General features: G+C 65.1%; 16 protein-coding genes and 3 pseudogenes. 10 read left to right on the plus strand and 9 right to left on the minus strand.

The genetic code is table 11. From position 1 onward, the window contains the following. Positions 1–41 precede the first annotated feature (41 nt). The gene (locus LWC34_RS17345) at positions 42–437 is read left to right on the plus strand and encodes a hypothetical protein (RefSeq protein WP_233726077.1); all 396 of its coding nucleotides are present in this window, start codon (positions 42–44) and stop codon (positions 435–437) included. Here the strand turns inward: LWC34_RS17345 and LWC34_RS17350 are convergent. Beyond that, a pseudogene (locus LWC34_RS17350) lies at positions 375–1,461 on the minus strand (GTP-binding protein); the annotation flags it as partial. The gene LWC34_RS17345 and the pseudogene LWC34_RS17350 overlap by 63 nt on opposite strands. A 99-nt stretch (positions 1,462–1,560) precedes the next feature. On the opposite strand from LWC34_RS17350, the gene LWC34_RS17355 reads away from it, so the two are divergent. The 3 genes and pseudogenes from LWC34_RS17355 to ctaD all read left to right on the plus strand — a co-directional run. Then, positions 1,561–1,923, plus strand: coding sequence for a BlaI/MecI/CopY family transcriptional regulator (locus LWC34_RS17355; protein ID WP_233726462.1), 363 nt, complete (start codon positions 1,561–1,563; stop codon positions 1,921–1,923). Next, a complete protein-coding gene (locus LWC34_RS17360) occupies positions 1,920–2,864 on the plus strand; it encodes a M56 family metallopeptidase (RefSeq protein ID WP_233726078.1) in 945 nt (314 codons plus the stop codon). The genes LWC34_RS17355 and LWC34_RS17360 overlap by 4 nt, the downstream gene beginning before the upstream one ends. A gap of 94 nt (positions 2,865–2,958) precedes the next feature. Further along, positions 2,959–4,623, plus strand: a pseudogene (gene ctaD / locus LWC34_RS17365) (aa3-type cytochrome oxidase subunit I); the annotation flags it as partial. Between the two features lie 623 nt (positions 4,624–5,246). Here the strand turns inward: ctaD and LWC34_RS17370 are convergent. Together LWC34_RS17370 and LWC34_RS17375 are read right to left on the minus strand one after the other, a co-directional pair. Then, entirely contained in the window at positions 5,247–5,615 is a 369-nt protein-coding gene (locus tag LWC34_RS17370; protein ID WP_233726079.1) for a phosphopantetheine-binding protein, read from the minus strand. 664 nt (positions 5,616–6,279) lie between these two features. Then, a complete protein-coding gene (locus LWC34_RS17375) occupies positions 6,280–6,786 on the minus strand; it encodes a pyridoxal-phosphate dependent enzyme (RefSeq protein ID WP_233726080.1) in 507 nt (168 codons plus the stop codon). Between the two features lie 47 nt (positions 6,787–6,833). Between LWC34_RS17375 and LWC34_RS17380 the strand changes: the two genes are divergently transcribed. From LWC34_RS17380 to LWC34_RS17390, 3 genes are all read left to right on the plus strand, one after another. Then, positions 6,834–7,757, plus strand: a complete 924-nt coding sequence (locus LWC34_RS17380) for a cation diffusion facilitator family transporter (protein ID WP_233726081.1) — start codon at positions 6,834–6,836, stop codon at positions 7,755–7,757. 93 nt (positions 7,758–7,850) lie between these two features. Then, positions 7,851–9,623: a VanW family protein gene (locus tag LWC34_RS17385; protein ID WP_233726082.1), complete on the plus strand. Its 1,773-nt coding sequence runs from the start codon at positions 7,851–7,853 to the stop codon at positions 9,621–9,623. 154 nt (positions 9,624–9,777) lie between these two features. After that, positions 9,778–10,806 (plus strand): NlpC/P60 family protein, encoded by a 1,029-nt coding sequence (locus LWC34_RS17390; RefSeq protein WP_233726083.1) that lies wholly within the window; start codon positions 9,778–9,780, stop codon positions 10,804–10,806. 42 nt (positions 10,807–10,848) lie between these two features. Here LWC34_RS17390 and LWC34_RS17395 read toward each other — a convergent pair whose 3' ends face one another. The 5 genes and pseudogenes from LWC34_RS17395 to LWC34_RS17415 all read right to left on the minus strand — a co-directional run bounded on the left by LWC34_RS17395 (position 10,849) and on the right by LWC34_RS17415 (position 15,572). Further along, the gene (locus tag LWC34_RS17395; protein ID WP_233726084.1) at positions 10,849–12,819 is read right to left on the minus strand and encodes a heavy metal translocating P-type ATPase; all 1,971 of its coding nucleotides are present in this window, start codon (positions 12,817–12,819) and stop codon (positions 10,849–10,851) included. Further along, entirely contained in the window at positions 12,812–13,189 is a 378-nt protein-coding gene (locus LWC34_RS17400) for an ArsR/SmtB family transcription factor (RefSeq protein WP_233726085.1), read from the minus strand. Before LWC34_RS17400 ends, LWC34_RS17395 begins: the two co-directional genes overlap by 8 nt. A 38-nt stretch (positions 13,190–13,227) precedes the next feature. After that, complete coding sequence (locus LWC34_RS17405; RefSeq protein ID WP_233726086.1) at positions 13,228–14,151, minus strand: DUF3152 domain-containing protein; 924 nt, start codon at positions 14,149–14,151, stop codon at positions 13,228–13,230. 244 nt (positions 14,152–14,395) lie between these two features. Next, positions 14,396–14,676 (minus strand): annotated as a pseudogene (locus tag LWC34_RS17410) (YibE/F family protein); the annotation flags it as partial. 92 nt (positions 14,677–14,768) lie between these two features. Next, on the minus strand, positions 14,769–15,572 hold the full coding sequence (locus LWC34_RS17415) for a sulfite exporter TauE/SafE family protein (RefSeq protein ID WP_233726087.1): 804 nt from the start codon (positions 15,570–15,572) through the stop codon (positions 14,769–14,771). Between the two features lie 66 nt (positions 15,573–15,638). Between LWC34_RS17415 and LWC34_RS17420 the strand changes: the two genes are divergently transcribed. From LWC34_RS17420 to LWC34_RS17430, 3 genes are all read left to right on the plus strand, one after another. Beyond that, positions 15,639–15,956, plus strand: a complete 318-nt coding sequence (locus LWC34_RS17420) for a hypothetical protein (protein WP_233726088.1) — start codon at positions 15,639–15,641, stop codon at positions 15,954–15,956. Next, positions 15,953–16,399, plus strand: coding sequence for a MerR family transcriptional regulator (locus LWC34_RS17425; protein WP_233726089.1), 447 nt, complete (start codon positions 15,953–15,955; stop codon positions 16,397–16,399). Before LWC34_RS17420 ends, LWC34_RS17425 begins: the two co-directional genes overlap by 4 nt. A 252-nt stretch (positions 16,400–16,651) precedes the next feature. After that, positions 16,652–16,984: a YnfA family protein gene (locus LWC34_RS17430; RefSeq protein WP_235728835.1), complete on the plus strand. Its 333-nt coding sequence runs from the start codon at positions 16,652–16,654 to the stop codon at positions 16,982–16,984. Positions 16,985–16,994: 10 nt separating this feature from the next. On the opposite strand, the gene LWC34_RS58095 is transcribed toward LWC34_RS17430, so the two are convergent. Continuing rightward, positions 16,995–17,216 carry a PLP-dependent transferase gene (locus tag LWC34_RS58095; protein WP_233726090.1) on the minus strand — a complete coding sequence of 74 codons (222 nt, stop codon included), beginning with the start codon at positions 17,214–17,216 and terminating at the stop codon, positions 16,995–16,997. Between the last annotated feature and the right edge of the window lie 29 nt (positions 17,217–17,245).

A 17,245-nucleotide genomic window follows, 5' to 3' on the forward strand; every position in this document is an offset into this window, starting at 1 on the left:
TCAGGGTTCCCCGGCGCGCCGCCGGGTCCTACGCTGCGCGGGTGAGCGCGATTCCCACTGTGTCAGGCCGAAAACGGACAAAGCTGACGCCGCTTCTGCTCGTCGGTTCTCTCGGCGCCTGCCTGGTCGGTGTCGGTTTGCTGACCTTGTCCAGCAAGGAATATGAAGTCGCCGGTCTGCGTTGCACGGACGCGTGGGCGGCGTATGGGTTGCCCGCCACACGCATCATCGCCGACATCGCCGCGGTGGTGTGTGTCGGCGCGCTGCTGTTCGCTGCTTTCCTGGTGCCCGCGGAGCAATCCGGCCGATTGTCGCCACCTGCCCGCCGGGCGATCCGGACAGCCAGCCGGGCGGCAGCGCTCTGGGCCGCCTCAGGTTGGCAAACCGGGAAAACGCATGTGTGGGCGTCCGGCGTACACAGTGTCGCCGACACGTAACGATGAAGCATTGACCAGGCCGACCACGTCTCCCGGATACGCGGTGTCCACAGTAGATCTGGGTTGACCGAGGACGTGCTGAGCGTGTTTCGTGGACAACTGCTTGCCAGTGGACGCGTTGATCACGATCATTCCCCGGGTGAACAAACCTGAGCAGACCCTGGCGAACGCCACCTGGTCACGATGAGCGGGATCCATCCCGGTCTGCACTTTGAAGACGAACCCGGAGAACGGTGCGTCGAGTGGGCGATCGGCACCATGGACGTCCTGCTTCGGCTCGGGCCGGGCAGCCTTGTCCACCAGGAAGTCCAGTAAATGCTGGACGCCGACGTTCAATGCCGCGGCACCAAAGAGGACGGGCGTCGCCCTTCCAGCGAGATACCTGGCGATGTCGAACTCGCCACCCGCGGCGGCGACACGATCCGCCTCGTCCCGCGCCCGCGCTTCCTCGTGATCGGTTGGGGTGTACGTATGGTCGGCCAGATCGAGCAAGCCACATAATCGGCCGCCTCACCGACGGGCCACGTCAACGGCATTGGCTGTAATCCGAGCCGATCGGCGATCTCGTCGCACAACGCCAGCGCGTCGAGCCCAGGTCGGTCCCATTTGTTGATGAACGTGACCAGGGGGATGTGTCGTCGCCGGCACACTTCGAACAGCATCATGGTCTGCCGTTCGAGTCCCTTGGCCGCGTCCAGCAGCATCACCGCGGAGTCGACCGCGGTGAGCACACGGTAGGTGTCCTCGGAGAAGTCCGCGTGGCCGGGCGTGTCCAGCAAGTTGATCACGGCATCGCGGTACTCGAACTGCAGTGCGGCGGAGGTGATGGAGATCCCCCTGGCCCGTTCGATGGCCATCCAGTCCGACAGGACCCCTCGTCGATGGGATTTGCCGTGCACCACGCCTGCCTGGGAGATCACCCGGCACACAGCGCCAGCGCGTCGGTCAGGGTCGACTTGCCCGCCTCCGGATGGCTGATCACCGCGAACGTACGTCGCCGGGCGGCCTCATCGATCTCGTGCATGGGTCTGGCGCTCCCTCCGCAAGCCGTGGACCATACGGCAATCACCGGGCTCTATCATCATTAGTAGTTCAGGGACACTCGGGGTCGATGAGAGGCGCGATGCACGGGCTTGGCGAGCTGGAAGCGGCGGTGATGGACGTCGTGTGGTCGGTCGACGGCCCGGTGAAAGTGCGTGACGTGCTCGACGAGCTCGACACGGGCAAAGAGCTGGCGTACACCACGGTGATGACCGTGATGGAGAACCTCCGTCGCAAGGACTGGCTGGACCGCGAACGGGACGGTAGGGCGTTCGCCTACGTGCCGCGTCTCACTCGCGCCGAGGCCTCCGCGCGGGCGCTACGGGACGTGCTCGACGCCTCGGGTGACCCTGAGGCCGCGCTGATCCATTTCGCGCATTCGGTGTCGGAGCAGGAATCGGAGCTGCTGCGCAAGGCGCTGCCCCGGAAGAGCCGGAAGCGATGATCTCGGCGTTCGCGCTGCTGGCCGGAGCCATGGCCGTCGGCCTGCTCCTGCCGGGAGTCCTGCGCCGGTTGCACCGCACCATGGTCGACCCCAGGGTTCTGTTGTCGGCTTGGTTGCTCTCGATAGTCGGCGTGCTGAGCGGTGTCGCGATCGCCGTGATCCTTCTGCTGATTCCCGACCATCGCCCCGCGAGCAACCTGCTCACGCTCATCCACCAGTGCTGGATCACGGTCTCGCACGGTGCGACTCCTCGTGTCGAGGAGTTCGTTGGCGTGCTCGGAGGCCTGGCTTTCCTCGGCGTCGCCCTGCGGTTCGCCGTGATCGCGGCCCAGACTGTGCGCCGCCGCAGCCGCGCGAGTCAGAAACACCTGACCACGCTGCGGATCGCCGCACGCGTGGACGGCGGGACGTTGTGGCTGGACCACGATCGTCCACTGGCGTTCAGCCTCGGCGGGCCCGTTCCGGCGATCGTGGCCACCGAAGGGCTCAACCGTTACTTGTCGTCCGCTGAGGTCGCGGCCGTACTGGAACACGAGCGCGCACACCTCCGCGGTCGTCACCACCTCCTAATCACCTGGGTCGACGCGCTCGCGGTCGCGATTCCGTTCGTCCGACTGTTCCGCCAGGCGCCCGCCGCGGTCCGCGAACTGGTGGAGCTCGCCGCGGACGTGGCTGCGGTGCGCGCTTGTGGTGCCGACACCGTCCATTCGGCACTGATCGGCGTGTGCCGGGACGGCTCCCCGACAGACGCGCTCGCGATGGCCCGCGACGGTGTGGAACTCAGGCTCGCACGACTGTGTGGCGGTATCGCTCCGGCAGGGCGGATCCGCACGAACCTCGCCTGTGGACTCACGGCGGCGGCCGCCGTGGCGCTGCCGATCTGGACCGGTATCTGGGTGCTGCTCAGCATCGCCCTGGTGAGCTGCCCGATCTTCCGCTGACCCGTTCCCCCGTGACACCTGCTCCGTCCCATACACCCGCTATCTACTATCTTGGATAGAAGATAGCGGAGTTCCCGGCAGACGGAGTTCGATCATGACGTTCACCGCACGGCCCGTTCCGTTGGACACGCGACCGCCGCGCACACCTTCGAAGGGATCCCTGCTACTCAGGCTGTTCCGAACGACCGATCACAAGCAGATCGGGATCATGTACATGGTCACCGCGTTCGCCTTCTTCATGGCAGGCGGCGCGATGGCGATGCTGATCCGCACCGAACTGGCCGCCCCAGGACAGCAGTTCCTGTCCAACGAGCAGTACAACCAGCTGTTCACCATGCACGGCACGATCATGCTGCTGCTGTACGCGACGCCGATCGTGTTCGGCTTCGCCAACTTCATCCTGCCGCTGCAGATCGGCGCGCCGGACGTCGCGTTTCCGCGCCTCAACGCGCTTTCCTACTGGCTTTACCTGTTCGGCGGCCTGATCACCGTGTCCGGGTTCCTGACTCCTGGTGGCGCCGCGGACTTCGGCTGGTTCGCCTACACCCCACTGTCCAATGTGCTGCACTCACCCGGAGTCGGCGCAGACCTGTGGATCACCGGTCTGCTTGTGTCCGGGCTCGGAACGATCCTCGGCGCGGTCAACATGATCACCACTGTGGTGTGCTTGCATGGCCCGGGTATGACCATGTTCCGAATGCCGGTCTTCACCTGGAACATCCTGATCACGTCGTTCCTCGTGCTGATCGCGTTCCCGATCCTGACCGCCGCTCTGCTGGGGTTGCTGGCCGAGCGGCATCTTGGCGCGCACGTCTTCGACCCGGCCTATGGCGGCGTGATCCTCTGGCAGCACCTGTTCTGGTTCTTCGGCCATCCCGAGGTCTATATCGTCGCGCTGCCGTTCTTCGGGATCATCTCCGAGATCATCCCGGTGTTCAGCCGCAAACCCTTGTTCGGCTACAAGGCTTTGGCCTACGCGACACTGGCGATCGCGGCCCTGTCGGTAGCGGTGTGGGCGCACCACATGTACGCCACGGGCGCGGTCATGCTGCCGTTCTTCTCGTTCATGACGTTCCTGATCGCGGTGCCCACCGGCGTGAAGTTCTTCAACTGGATCCTGACCATGTGGAAGGGACAGCTCACGTTCGAGTCACCCATGTTGTTCTCGATCGGGTTTCTGGTCACGTTCCTGTTCGGTGGCTTGACCGGCGTTCTGCTCGCGGCACCGGCCATCGACTTCAACCTGTCGGACACGTACTTCGTGGTGGCTCACTTCCACTACGTGCTCTACGGCACGATCGTGTTCGCCACGTTCGCCGGAATCTACTTCTGGTTCCCGAAGATCACCGGCAGGTACATGGACGAGTCGTTGGGCAAGCTGCACTTCTGGACCACGTTCTTCGGCTTCCACGCCACATTCCTTGTCCAGCACTGGCTCGGCTCCCAGGGCATGCCGCGCCGGTACGCGGACTATCTACCCAGCGACGGCTTCACGACACTGAATACGATCTCGACCGTGGGCGCGTACCTTCTCGGCGCGTCAACGCTGCCGTTCATCTGGAACGTGTTCAAGAGCTACCGCTACGGCCAGATCGCCGACGCGGACGACCCGTGGGGCTACGGAAACTCCTTGGAGTGGGCCACTTCGTCCCCGCCACCACGGCACAACTTCACCGAGCTGCCCAGGATCCGCTCCGAGCGCCCGGCGTTCGAGCTGCACTACCCGCACATGGTCGAACGAGCCCGCGCCGAGTCACATCAGATAACGAAACAATAACGACCGAGGCGCGGTTGCCGCCAACTTCTATGCAGCTTCGCAGTTAGAAGCTGAGATGGGATGATCCACACACCACGGCGATGTCGTCCGGGCACCGCTCACGCGTCTGCTCGAAATACCGCGGCAGGATCCGGACGCCCGGGTGCGGGCGACCGCTGTACTGGGCACAACGCCAGACATCACATGCGGCGCAAGCGATTCTGCCTCTGTCATGAAGTTCTCCTCTTCGCCTGGTTGAGCATTCATCGGTTGACACGACCACCAGAACGAACGTCGATCGCGGCGTGCTTGCGAGGGCCGCAACCTGGCTGCAAGCGGCTGCTGCCGTTCTCTGGAAAGCCGATTGCCTACCTCCGCGAATACGCGGAATCTCTTGGGCGCGAGCCCTGCTTGCGGCGGAGGACCAGATCCGGGCGATCCTGCGCTGGCTGATGGCCGACAATTCGGCGTTCCCCCAGCCGGAATGGTGGATGTCCGCCACCACGGCGATGAGCATGTGCGGTCATCCCACCGACCGTGCCATCCCTCTGCCGGTCGCCGCGGATGCCTTGATACGCCTTGATATGGCAGCGATGATCGCGTTTGTCGATCTCCGGAAGTGTCTCTCACATACCGAGGAAGAACGCGCCGCCGAACAGGACCAGCCGCAGGTAGATGTCGACCACATCCGAGCTGGCGGAGATCCACTCGAAACCCAGTTCGAGGACATGTGCGGTGAGGTAGGAATATCCCAAGAGGAGCAGGACCTGCAATGCTCCGCAGTGGACATACTGCCGAGTGCTGACCGGTGTCGCCACCTCGGTTGTCGCCGGCGCTGCCAGGCTTCTGATTGTCGGGTGCTGGTAGATGTCCTTTATCGACACTGACGGCAGGTCCGGTTGTTTTCCGCCCCTGGCACAGAATTGGGCCATCACCATCGAGTCGGCACCGAGGTCGTCGAAGAAGTGGCTGTCCACTGAGCACGCGCTTGGCACGCAGGACCTCGGCCAGTACCTCAGCGAGCATCCGCTCGATGCCGGCTGTCGGGCAGACGTGCGTGCCGCCGTGGTTGACGATTCAGCCAGATCGACTGTCGGGACTTCGACAGTTTTCCCACCACGTGAGCTCCTTGAACAAAAGTTGGCGATTGCGATGTGTTGGCAGCGACCTCGTCCAGGGCCTCGTGGGCCTGTTCTCCTAAGAAGGTCGCCATGTCGGCAAGCAACTCCAGCCGACGCTCATCGTCATCGCGCTTGTCTGGCAGCAAATCCAACGCGAGAGACAACCATTGCGCGGCGTGCGCTGATACACCCGCCGCCGAGCGAACTCACGCCGGGACAAGCACACGCGGGCCAGTGCAGTTGTGGACACTGTGGTACGCATCGCGCGTCCTTCCGCATACATAATCAAATTCGCCCGGCGGTGGGTCTTTATGGCCATCTCGCCTGCACGGGGGTAAGACCACACACTCCGATACGCTCGCTTTGACGTGCACCGAGTTTTCGCTGACGTGGTGACGATGGGGAGGGGTTTCCTGTATCCCTGGCTGATGGCACTGCGGGATACAGACCTTGAGCAGGGAGAACAACCCCAAGGAGGCGCAGAGCTCGCAACCTGAAGAATGTTCCAGGTCGGTTCGCTCACTTCCCTGGTGAGCACTCAGGGCCAAGCAGGCGCAGTACGGCTATGGATTCGTGAGCGGGCGAATTTGTCAGATGGTGGTTGGGCCGGTGGGATAGTGGCGCCATGGTTTGAGTTGGCACCGAGCAGCAGGCCTTCGTTGCTGGCGAGCATGCGGCACGCACTGAACGCTTCGGTGTCACCGCACCAGTAGGCTTCGTCGATGACCGCAGGGTCGAAGTTGCCCGGGGTGAACCCGGAGCCGAGACCGACCAGGAGGTGCTGGCCCAACGGGCCGCCGATCGCGGTCGATCCTCGGCCGTCCACCGCCACCATCCGGCAGTCAGGCCGGGTCTGTTTGATCCGACGACCTATCCCGGTGATCTGCCCGCAACTGCTGGTGGTGCACACGATGGCGGCGACGTCCCCGTCGAGGTCGCCGAGGATTTCCGAGGCGGTGGTCGCGCGGGCCTGACCAGGCCGAACCCACCGCTCCAGCCGACGTCCGCCATCTCCTCTTCCCTCCCTGAGGGTAAATTCATGCACACATTGCAATATGTTTCTATCAGCTGGCCGGAGTGAAGGGAACCATGATGGGACAGGGCCACGGGCACGGCATCTCGCCCGCGCAGGCGACGAGCGCCTCAAGCAAGCACATCAAGCGGCTGTGGATCGCCGCCGCGCTCGGCCTGGTGACCTTCGTGACGCAGGTCGTGGTCGGCCTGTCCACGTCATCCTTGGCTCTGCTGTCGGACTCGGCGCACGTGTTCACCGACGTGTTCGGGATTCTCATGGCGGTGACCGCGATCCTGGTCGCGCGGCGGGCGAGCCGCCGATCGGACCGGACGTTCGGCATGTACCGCGGCGAGGTGTTCGCCGCGCTGTTCAACGCGATCCTGCTCTTCGCGGTCGCGGGATGGGTACTCTACGAGGCCATCGACCGAATCTCGGCCCCGCCAGAGGTGCCGGGCCTGCCCGTCACGATCGTCGCTCTCGTCGGGCTGGCGATGAACGTGATCGCGTTCCTGCTGCTGCGCAACGGCGCCGCTGAGAGCATCAACGTCCGTGGCGCCTACCTCGAAGTCATGGCCGACATGCTCGGCTCTGTCGGCGTGCTGGCCAGCGGCCTGATCACGATGTTGTTCGGCTGGCGCTACGCCGACCCGGTGATCGGTGTGGCGATCGGACTGTTCGTGCTGCCCAGGGCGTACAGCCTCGGCCGGGGCGCACTGCGCATCCTGTTCCAGCACGCACCGGAGCGACTCGACCTGCCGCAGGTGATCGCCGAACTCAAGGCCATCCCCGGCGTTCAGGACGCCCATGATCTGCACGTGTGGACTCTGACGTCCGGTATGGAGGTCGCCACCGCGCACCTGGTGATCACGGCCAAGGCCGAGCCGGACACGGTGCTGGCCGAGGCACGGAACCTGCTCGCCGTCAAGCATCACCTGGATCACGCGACGCTGCAGGTCGAATCGGCGGCCGCGGCCGGGCGGTGTCACGAACTCTCGTGGTGATCCGCATCGACAGTGGACGCCAGAGCAAGATCAACTATGTCCGGTAGTAGACTCGGCCGCCGCTGCTGTGTCGAAGCGGACCGGGGAGGGCACGTGGCTGCTGCGACGGACGATGCGGGCAGTTCGGCGGCCGATGTCCAGCACGAGGATCCCGTCGAGGACCAAAGCGTCGAAACCGTTGCGGGAGAACCATGGTGGCGCCGCCCGCCGGTGATCACGGCCGCCGCACTGGGTGTCCTGGGATTGCTCTACGGGCTCGATCTCCTTGTCACGGCGGGCGACGTGCCTCGTGGGACATCTGTGGCCGGGATGTCCATCGGCGGCCTGAGCCAGGCAGATGCCGAGCAGAAGCTCCGGGACACGCTGGCACCGCGACTGACCACACAACTAGACGTCGCCGCGGCCGACCAAAAGGGCTCGTTGACCGCCGCGAGCGCGGGAATCGATGTGGATTGGACCGCGACCGTCGTACAGGCAGGTTCGCAACCGCTCAGTCCTTGGACCCGCCTTGTCTCGCTGTTCAGCGACACCGACCGTGACGCGGTGGTCCGCCTCGATGTCAATGCTTTCGACAAGTCGCTCGCTGGGCTGCGTGCCAAGGTCGATCGCGAGGTCGTGGAAGGCGATATCCGGTACGACGCAACGACACCCGTCGGGATCGAGCCGAAAGCCGGGCAGAAAATCGACGCCGCGGGCGCGGCGAATGCTCTGCTGGCCGCGTCGTTACGCGGCGGGCCCGCCCGGCTGCCAGTGGTCACGGTGACACCACAAGCCACCCCGGATGGCGTTCGTGCCGCGCTCGACGGCTTCGCCCGACAGGCAGTCTCCGGCCCCGCGACCGTCAACGGTGACGGCAGGTCCGTGACCATCGACCCACGATCCATCGCCACCGCGCTGACCTTCCAGCCAGATGGCACAGGTGGCCTGCGGCCAAGCCTGACCAAGGCCAAACTCCAATCTCTGGCCGATCAACTCGCCTCGACCGAGAAACCCGGCCAGGACGCACGCGTGACATTCGACGCCGACAAGCCCACTGTCGTACCCGGGACCGAGGGACGTGTGATCGACTGGGACAAGACACTGTCCACACTGGTCCAAGCACTCGGCCGGGCGGACAACCGGACCGTCGACGCCGGATACACCACGGCATCGGCCAAAGTCACCGCGCAGGACATCAACGGGCTCGGTATCAAGGAAATCATCGGCGAGTTCACCACCAAGGGTTTCGCCCAGGACTCCGGCGTCAACATCCGCGTGGTCGCCGCCAAGGTCAACGGCGCCGTGGTCAAACCGGGCGAGACCTTCAGCCTCAACGGCTACACCGGCCCACGCGGCACCGCGCAGGGCTACGTCCAAGCCGGCGTGATCGAGGACGGCGTTCCGGCCAGAGAAGTCGGCGGCGGCATCTCCCAGTTCGCCACCACACTGTTCAACGCCGGATACTTCGGCGGAATGACCGACGCGGGCCACAAGGAGCACAGCTTCTACATCAGCCGCTACCCGGGAGCACGCGAGGCGACCGTGTTCCAGAACCCCGACGGCAGCAGCGTCATCGACCTCAAGTTCACCAACGAAAGCCCCACGGGCGTGGCGATCCAGACCATCTGGACCCCCACATCGATCACGGTGCGACTGTGGGGCACGAAACACGTCAACGTCGAATCCATCCCCGGAAACCGGCACGACTACGTCAGCCCGCCCACAGTCACCAAACCGCCTGGCGGACCCTGCAAGGCGTCACGCGGACAGCAGGGCTTCACCACCTCCGACACCCGGGTCATCCGAGACCTCAGCGGCAAGGAACTCAGCCGCACCACGCACACCGTCCGCTACAACCCGCAGCCGACTGTCGTGTGCTCACCTTAGTACTAAGAACGATAGTAGACAATTCGGTGTTCGTTCCCTAGGATGACACCGTTCCCGGAACCGCTGCCCGTCCATATCGGACGGCGCCGGGAACACCGCCGTGGACGGAAACACTCGGGGCCGGCGGTCCGACACCTGAAAGAGGACAAGCGACTTGGCGTCGCATCGACTCAACCGCACCCTGAAACGATCGCTGACCACGGCCGCGTTGCCGACCGCTCCGGTCAGCGCTCAGCCTGCCGAATCCGATGCCATGAAGGAGTACAACGACCTCTCCGCGCAAGCGGCCACCGTTGACGAGGATTTGCTGAAAGCGCAGGCGGACCTCAAGACCAAACAGGCCGAACTGGCCAAGGTCACCGCTGATCTGACCGCCGCGGCCAAGGCCGAGGACGACGCGAAAGCGTCGATGACCCAGTTCGAGGGCCAGGTGGGCGAGTTCACCTCGGCGTCCTACCGGGGTGCACGCCTCAGTGGAGTCTCCGCGCTGCTGGTCAGCAGCTCCCGTGACGACTTCCTCGAACGCATGTCCGCGCTCGGCGTCATCGCCACTGACAACGCGAACGCGATGCGTGGCCTGCGATCAGCCGTCGACCAGGCCGACAACGCCCGAACCGCGATCGCTGAGGCACAACGGCGAGCGCAGGAGGCAACCGATGCCGCGGCCAAGCTGACCTCGGACATCAAGCAGCGCAAGACAGAACTCAACGCCCGGATCAAGGAAGTCAAGCAGGCGCTGAACCGTCTCAGCCCGTCGGAGAAGAGGGCGCTGGGCGGAGTCAAGGACACCGGGAGCTATCTCGGCCCGCCCGGCGCGGCCAACACCGCATTGCAGGCCGCATTGGCCAAGCGCGGCTCCGAGTACGAATGGGCCGCTGTCGGACCGAGGGAGTTCGACTGCTCGGGCCTGACGATGTGGGCGTACAACGCCGCCGGGACCAAACTGCCGCACTCCAGCCGGATGCAGTACAAACTCGGCCGAGCCGTGTCGAGCAACGAACTGCAGTCCGGTGACTTGCTGTTCTTCGATGACGGCACCGGAAACCCGGACAAGATCCACCACGTCGGCATGTACGTGGCCCCAGGCAAGATGATCGACGCGCCCACCGAAGGGCAACTGGTCGACGTCCGCTCGATGCGTGGCGACGGCCACTTCATCGGCGCCCGACGCTACGCCGGATAATAGTCGTCCTGGTCGGCACGGCGTGCCGACCATGACGATAGATCAGCAGTTGTCGCAGCAGCCGGGGCCATCGGCCTTCGCCGGTGTCAGTGACAACGAGATCGTCTGCGGCACCGCAGGAGCGGCCACGACCGCGCCACCTGGCAACGGCGTGCCTTTCGCGGCACGGATCGCGTTGAGAATGACCAGAACCTCGGCCAGTTCGTGGACGAACACCACGGTGGCCAAACCGAGAACACCGAAGGCCGCCAACGGGATCAGCACGGTGATGATCGCCAGCGACAGGCCGACGTTCTGCACCATCACCCGACGAGCGTGCTTGGCATGCGCGAGCACTTGCGGCAGGTGTCGTAGATCCTCGCCCATCAGCGCCACATCGGCGGTCTCGATCGCGACGTCGGTTCCCATGGCTCCCATGGCGATCCCGACGTCCGCGGTCGCCAGCGCGGGAGCGTCGTTGACGCCGTCGCCGACCATCGCGACCTTGCGGCCGTTGCGCATGGTGTCGACCAACGAGGCTTTGTCCTCGGGCAACAACTCAGCGTGCACCACCGAGATACCGGCCTTTGTGGCCAGTGCCGTGGCAGTCCGGTTGTTGTCCCCGGTCAGCATCGCCGGTTCAATTCCCAGATCCCGCAACGACTTCACAACCTGAGGCGCTTCGTCACGCAAGTCGTCACGAACCGCGATCGCACCCAGCAGAGTGTCGTTCTCGACCAGAACCACAGTCGCACCGGCGGTCTGCAGGCGCGTGACATCGTCGGCGAGCGCACCCGGGTCGATCCAGCCTGGCTTGCCCAGCCGCAGCCCCGCCGCGGACGTCAACCCATGCCCGGGAATCGCGGTGACGTCCTCGGCTGCCTGATACCCAGGAACCGCATCAAGGATCGCCTTGGCCAGCGGATGCTCACTGCGAGCCTCCAGCGCTGCTGCCGCGGAGAGCACCTCGTCCCGTGAAACTCCTTGCACGGGAACGACTTCCATGACCCGCGGGTGGTTGCGAGTCAGTGTTCCGGTCTTATCGAGGGCGACCGCGCCGATCCGGCCGAGCTCCTCCAGCGCGGCGCCACCTTTGACCAACGCGCCTTGCCTGCTCGCCGCGCCGACCGCGGCCACCACCGTCAGAGGAATCGAAATCGCGAGCGCACAGGGAGAGGCCGCCACCAGAACGACCAACGCGCGTTCCAGCCACACCATCGGATCGCCGAACACGGCTCCGAGACCCGCGATCAACACTGCCAGCACCATGATCGCCGGAACCAGCGGCCGGGCGATCCGATCCGCCAGGCGCTGGCCGACGCCCTTGCGGTCCTGGGCCTCCTCGACCAAGTGCACCACCCGGGCCAACGAAGAATCCGAGGCCAACGCAACAACCTGGACCTCGATCGCACCGCCGCCGTTGATCGCACCCGCGTGCACGGTCGCACCCGGTCCGGCCTCGACCGGAACCGACTCCCCCGTGATCGCCGACAGGTCAAGGCTGGTGTGCCCGGAGGAGATCACGCCATCAGTCGCCGCACGCTCCCCCGGCCGCAGCACCATCCGGTCACCAAGCACCAGATCGTCCGGTTTGACCTGCACCTCGACGCCGTCACGCAACACCGACGCGGTCGGCGGCACCAATCCAAGCAACGCCCGCAACCCACGCCGTGTCCGAGCGATCGCGTAATGCTCAAGGCCTTCAGCGATCGAGAACAACACACCCAGCATCGCCGCTTCGAAGTACTGTCCTAACGCGACAGCCCCGATCGCGGCGATCGTCATCAACGTACCGACCCCGACCCGGCCCTTCAGCACACTACGCACCGCGCCGGGCACGAACGTCGCCGCACCAGCCACCGCCGACGCCAACTCCAAGCCGGTCCCGACCGGCCCACCGACGATCCAACCGACGGCCAGCAACACCGCGGCGAGGGCGGCGAGCTGTAACTCACGCACCTGCCATAACCGCTGTGCCTCGTCGCCGTGCTGGTGCTCGGATTCCTCCTGCGAACCGCAGCACGCGTCAGACATGACGCCCTCCCTCTGTGACCGTGTCGCCCAGAATCGCCGACACCAGCGCTTTGCCTTGCACGGACAGCGCGTACATCACGAGCTTGCCGTCCCGCCGGGACGTCACCAGCCCGGCGTACTTCAGCTGCCGCAAGTGATGTGACACGAGGTTCTGCGCCTGCCCGACAACCCAGGCCATATCGCACACGCACAACTCGTCACCCGACAACAACGCCGTCGCGATGGTCAGCCTCGTCGGGTCACCCAGTGCCTTCGCCCTGAGCGCCGCCGGTTCCACCTCCCGCAACGGCGGCAAACCGGCCCTGATCTCCTCCGCATGCGGCAGATCCAGGCACAACAGGTCACACGAGTCGGCACGCTCCTCAGTCACGTAGACAATCTAACATCCGTTGATACGTGAGGGGAAGGCTACGCCGACGGGAACGCCCACTCGTTGGGTTTGCACACCTTGCCGTCACGCGGGACCGCGATGTCGTTCTGGATGCCGGAGACCAGCTTGGCGAGCTCATCGTTGGACGTGGTGAGGGTCTGCTGCATCATCAACGGCGCCATCCCGCCATCGGCAGCGCACGGCTTGTGACCGTTGTTGAAGTAGTGACCGACCTCATGGTTGATCACGTAGCGGCGGTACTGACCGATATCACCGTGGAACGCGTGCGCACCACGCTCCCACCGGGCAGCACTCAGCACGACGTGCCCAGGTTTCGCCCGCAGGAAGCATGACGTGTCGTAAGGAATCGCGAAACCGCACAGCCGCCGGGCGGTGGCCTGCGACGCAAGAGTCACCCGCAGGTCCGGCGTCCCGGTCTCGACCCGGCGCAGCGCGACCGCACCGGACCCGATCCAGCTCTTGGGGTGCGACAAGGTGGCCTGGACGACGCCCGCGAACGCTCGTTCCCCATCGGTGAACTCGATGGCGTCCTCGACCTCGACCGTGTAGCTGTGCACTTTGCCCGTGCCGACCTGATCGGAAGTTCCGGGCACGACCCGGAACGTCTTGGCGCCGTTGAGCGGGAACGGACCACCTGTCGGCAGTTGAGCGGATGGGACGTCGAGTTGCCGCGGCGTGGGCGCACCGTCAGCCTCGACGGTCGGACCGCCGGGATTGGACAACGCGGCCGATGGCTCGCTCTCTCCCGGCGACACCGGCAGGTCAACGGGCCGCGAGGCCTCCACCGACGGTTCTACCGAGTCGACAACCGTGACAGCTGTAACTGCCATCAGCAACGGTACGGCGACGACCAATGACCTGTAGGTCCGTAAGGCAGAGCGCCTGCCGCGAGCTCGCCGAGGCGGCTCCGGGTCATAGGCGGCGACCAGTGGTTCGCCCATGCGCGACCAGGCGGCACCTTACTGCTACTGGATCACGTCCGGCCGACCGTCGCGCCACTGCGCTGACTGTTCCATTGTCTGCAGTGGACACTCAACCGGTTTGCCTCGGGGAACGGCGAGCAGTTGCTACGCCGTCCCCTAGAGGTTGTCACGGAGCAAGGGTTGGTGCTGGAACAGCAGAATCGAATCAAAGGCGGCGCGGTCGAACGTCTACGTGCCCGCAAACCCCGGTGACCAAGTGAGATCAGCCGCTGAGGTGCTTCGCGGCGACGGGTTCGCGGCTGGTGACCAAAGCGGCAGCCAACGTCGTCACGGGTACACACGCGACGAGACCGATGCTGCCAACCAAGGTGCGGACGATTTCCTGCGCGATCGACTGCGATCCAAGGATCGTTCCGAGTCCTGCGCCAGACAGATACGAGTACAGCAACACAGGCAGCGCAGCCCCGCGTAGGCCATCGCGAGCGTGTTCACCGCGGACGACACGTGGTCACGGCCGATGCGCAGCCCGGCAGTGTAAAGCTCCGGCACCCAGTGCATCAGATGATCGAAAACCGGCCGCCCATCACGTGGCATGACTCCCCCTCCGCGCAATCACATGCACATATCACCATATGTTAGAGGATATACATCACGGCCAGGGCGACCGCCAGCATTCCCAGCACCAGACGCAAGGCCCTTTCCGGCATCCGTGGCTGCAGTCGCGCGCCGAAGTAACCTCCGACGAGGCCGCCGATGCCACACGACAGACCCACCATCCAGTTCGGAGCAATCTCGCCCGTCGCGGTCAGCGACATGACGCTGTAGGCGAGAACTCCCGCGAAGGACGTGACGAAGGTGGTTGCCAAGGCGGCGGGAGCGACCTTGGCCACCGGCATCCCCCGGCCGACCAGAATCGGACCGAGCAACGAGCCGCCGCCGATCCCGTAGATGCCGCCGACGGTTCCCACCACGAACGCCAGCGCCCTGATCGAACGAACAGAGAGCCCTCGCGCAGGCTGGATCTTGGCCACCCAGAAAGTGCGAACACACAGCCACAAGCCCAGAGGCAAGAGCACCGCGGCGACGATCACCCGGAACACCTCAGGTCCTGGTATCGCGAACACCCTGATGACGGCGCCGAGTACAACACCGGGCAAGGTCCCCCAAATCAACACACGGGTCAAGGAACCGTGCAGCTGCCCCGCACGCCAATACCGATACAGCGCTCCCGGCCCAGCGACCACGTTGTACAGCAGGTTGGTGGGCGTCACCGCGGGATTCGGCACGCCAAGAACACTGAGCTGCACGGGCAGCAGGAACACCGCGCCCGATACGCCGACTGGCGACGTCACCATCGCGATCACCAGGCCGGCGCCGCATCCCATGAGCACCGTCGACCAGGTCACCATGGCCCGGAACTCTGCCAGCGAAACGATCACGCGTCGCGCCGTCCAGCATCCTGAGACTTGCATCTGGTACCTGGGTACGGGTTTACCGTCGGGATTATGGACACACCAGCACAGGCATGCACGTTGCCGGCCGCCGAACGCCCCCTGCGTGAAGCCGAGTTCGACGAGCTGTTCACCACGTCGGTACGTGCCGCGCATCGCCGGGCGCCGACCGAGCTCAGACTGGATCTGGACGCGACCGAACAGGTCGCGATGCGGACAGCAGCTCTCGTGCTGCGCGAAACAGAATGCTGTTCCTTCTTCACGTTCAGCCTCACGACCACAAATGGCCAGCTCCAACTGGAAATAGCGGTTCCCGAAACCTACGTCGAGGTCCTTGACGCACTGCAGACTCGCACGGAAGCCACAACGTGACTGGCCTGCGCAGCGGACAGCTCGCTGAGGCAGCGGGTGTGAGCCCGCAGACACTGCGCTACTACGAGCGCCGCGGCCTGCTGGCCGAACCAGAACGCACACTGGGCGGGCACCGGCTCTACCCGCCGGAGGCGGTAACGGTGCTCCGTGTCATCAAAGCCGCGCAGCGCCTCGGCTTCACACTCGACGAAGTCGCAGACCTCTTGGACGCAGGACGGCACCGGCATGGGCGACGGACCGATACCGGGCTGCAAGCACGGGCGACCACGAAACTCGCCGACGTGGAAGCCAAGATCACCGACCTCATCATCATCCGCGACACGCTGCGCACGGCGCTCGCAGCCGGTTGCGATGACCTGATCGCATGCTCACGCACTACTTCCTGCCCAATTCCGTTCTCCGACATCGCCGACGAAAGGACCGCCAGTGAGTCGTGCTGCTAGCAAGCTGGGGTGGCTGGCAGGCGCGGCCTGCGCCGCGTGCTGCGTCCTGCCGGTCTTTCTCGTTGCCGTAGGAGTTCTCGGCGGGGCAGCAGCCGCGAGTCTGGGCCGACTTGTGTTCGGCCTCGCGATCGCACTGGCGGCTGCCTCGGCGCTGGCCTGGTGGTGGGCCAGACGCCGACGCACGTGCTCGGGCGATGGATGTGCTTGTGCCTCCCACCGTCCGAGCAACCCGGCCGGGCTATCGTCACGATCATGACCCTGGCTCGTTCCCTCGTTCTGTTCGCCCTCGCCGCACTCGCCGAAATCGGTGGTGCCTGGCTGGTGTGGCAAGGGGTTCGCGAACATCGCGGTCTACTGTGGATCGCCGCAGGGGTCATCGCACTCGGTGTGTACGGATTCGTCGCCACGCTACAGCCGGACGCGCATTTCGGCCGGATCCTGGCCGCTTACGGTGGCGTGTTCGTGGCCGGTTCGCTGGCGTGGGGCATGATCGTGGACAAGTTCCAGCCCGACCGCTGGGACTACATCGGCGCCGCGATCTGCCTGATCGGGGTCGCGGTGATCATGTATGCCCCGCGTGGCTAGGTTCCGGCGCCTAGACGTTGAGCGCCTGCGCCAAGTCTGCGATCAGGTCCTCGGCGTCTTCCAGCCCGACGGACACGCGGACCATGCTGTCGGCGATGCCGCGGCAAGCGCGATCGGCAGGGTCCAAGCCGTGATGGGTGGTGGTGATGGGTTGCGTGACAAGGCTTTCAGCACCGCAGTGAGTTCTGGTTGACCGGGGTGGCGAAGGTGTTGTCCACCACGACCAATGCACCGGTTTTTGTGAGCCATGGCGGTGATCGC

The sequence above is a fragment of the Kibdelosporangium philippinense genome (assembly GCF_021390435.2).
Classification (GTDB): Bacteria; Actinomycetota; Actinomycetes; order Mycobacteriales; family Pseudonocardiaceae; genus Kibdelosporangium; species Kibdelosporangium philippinense.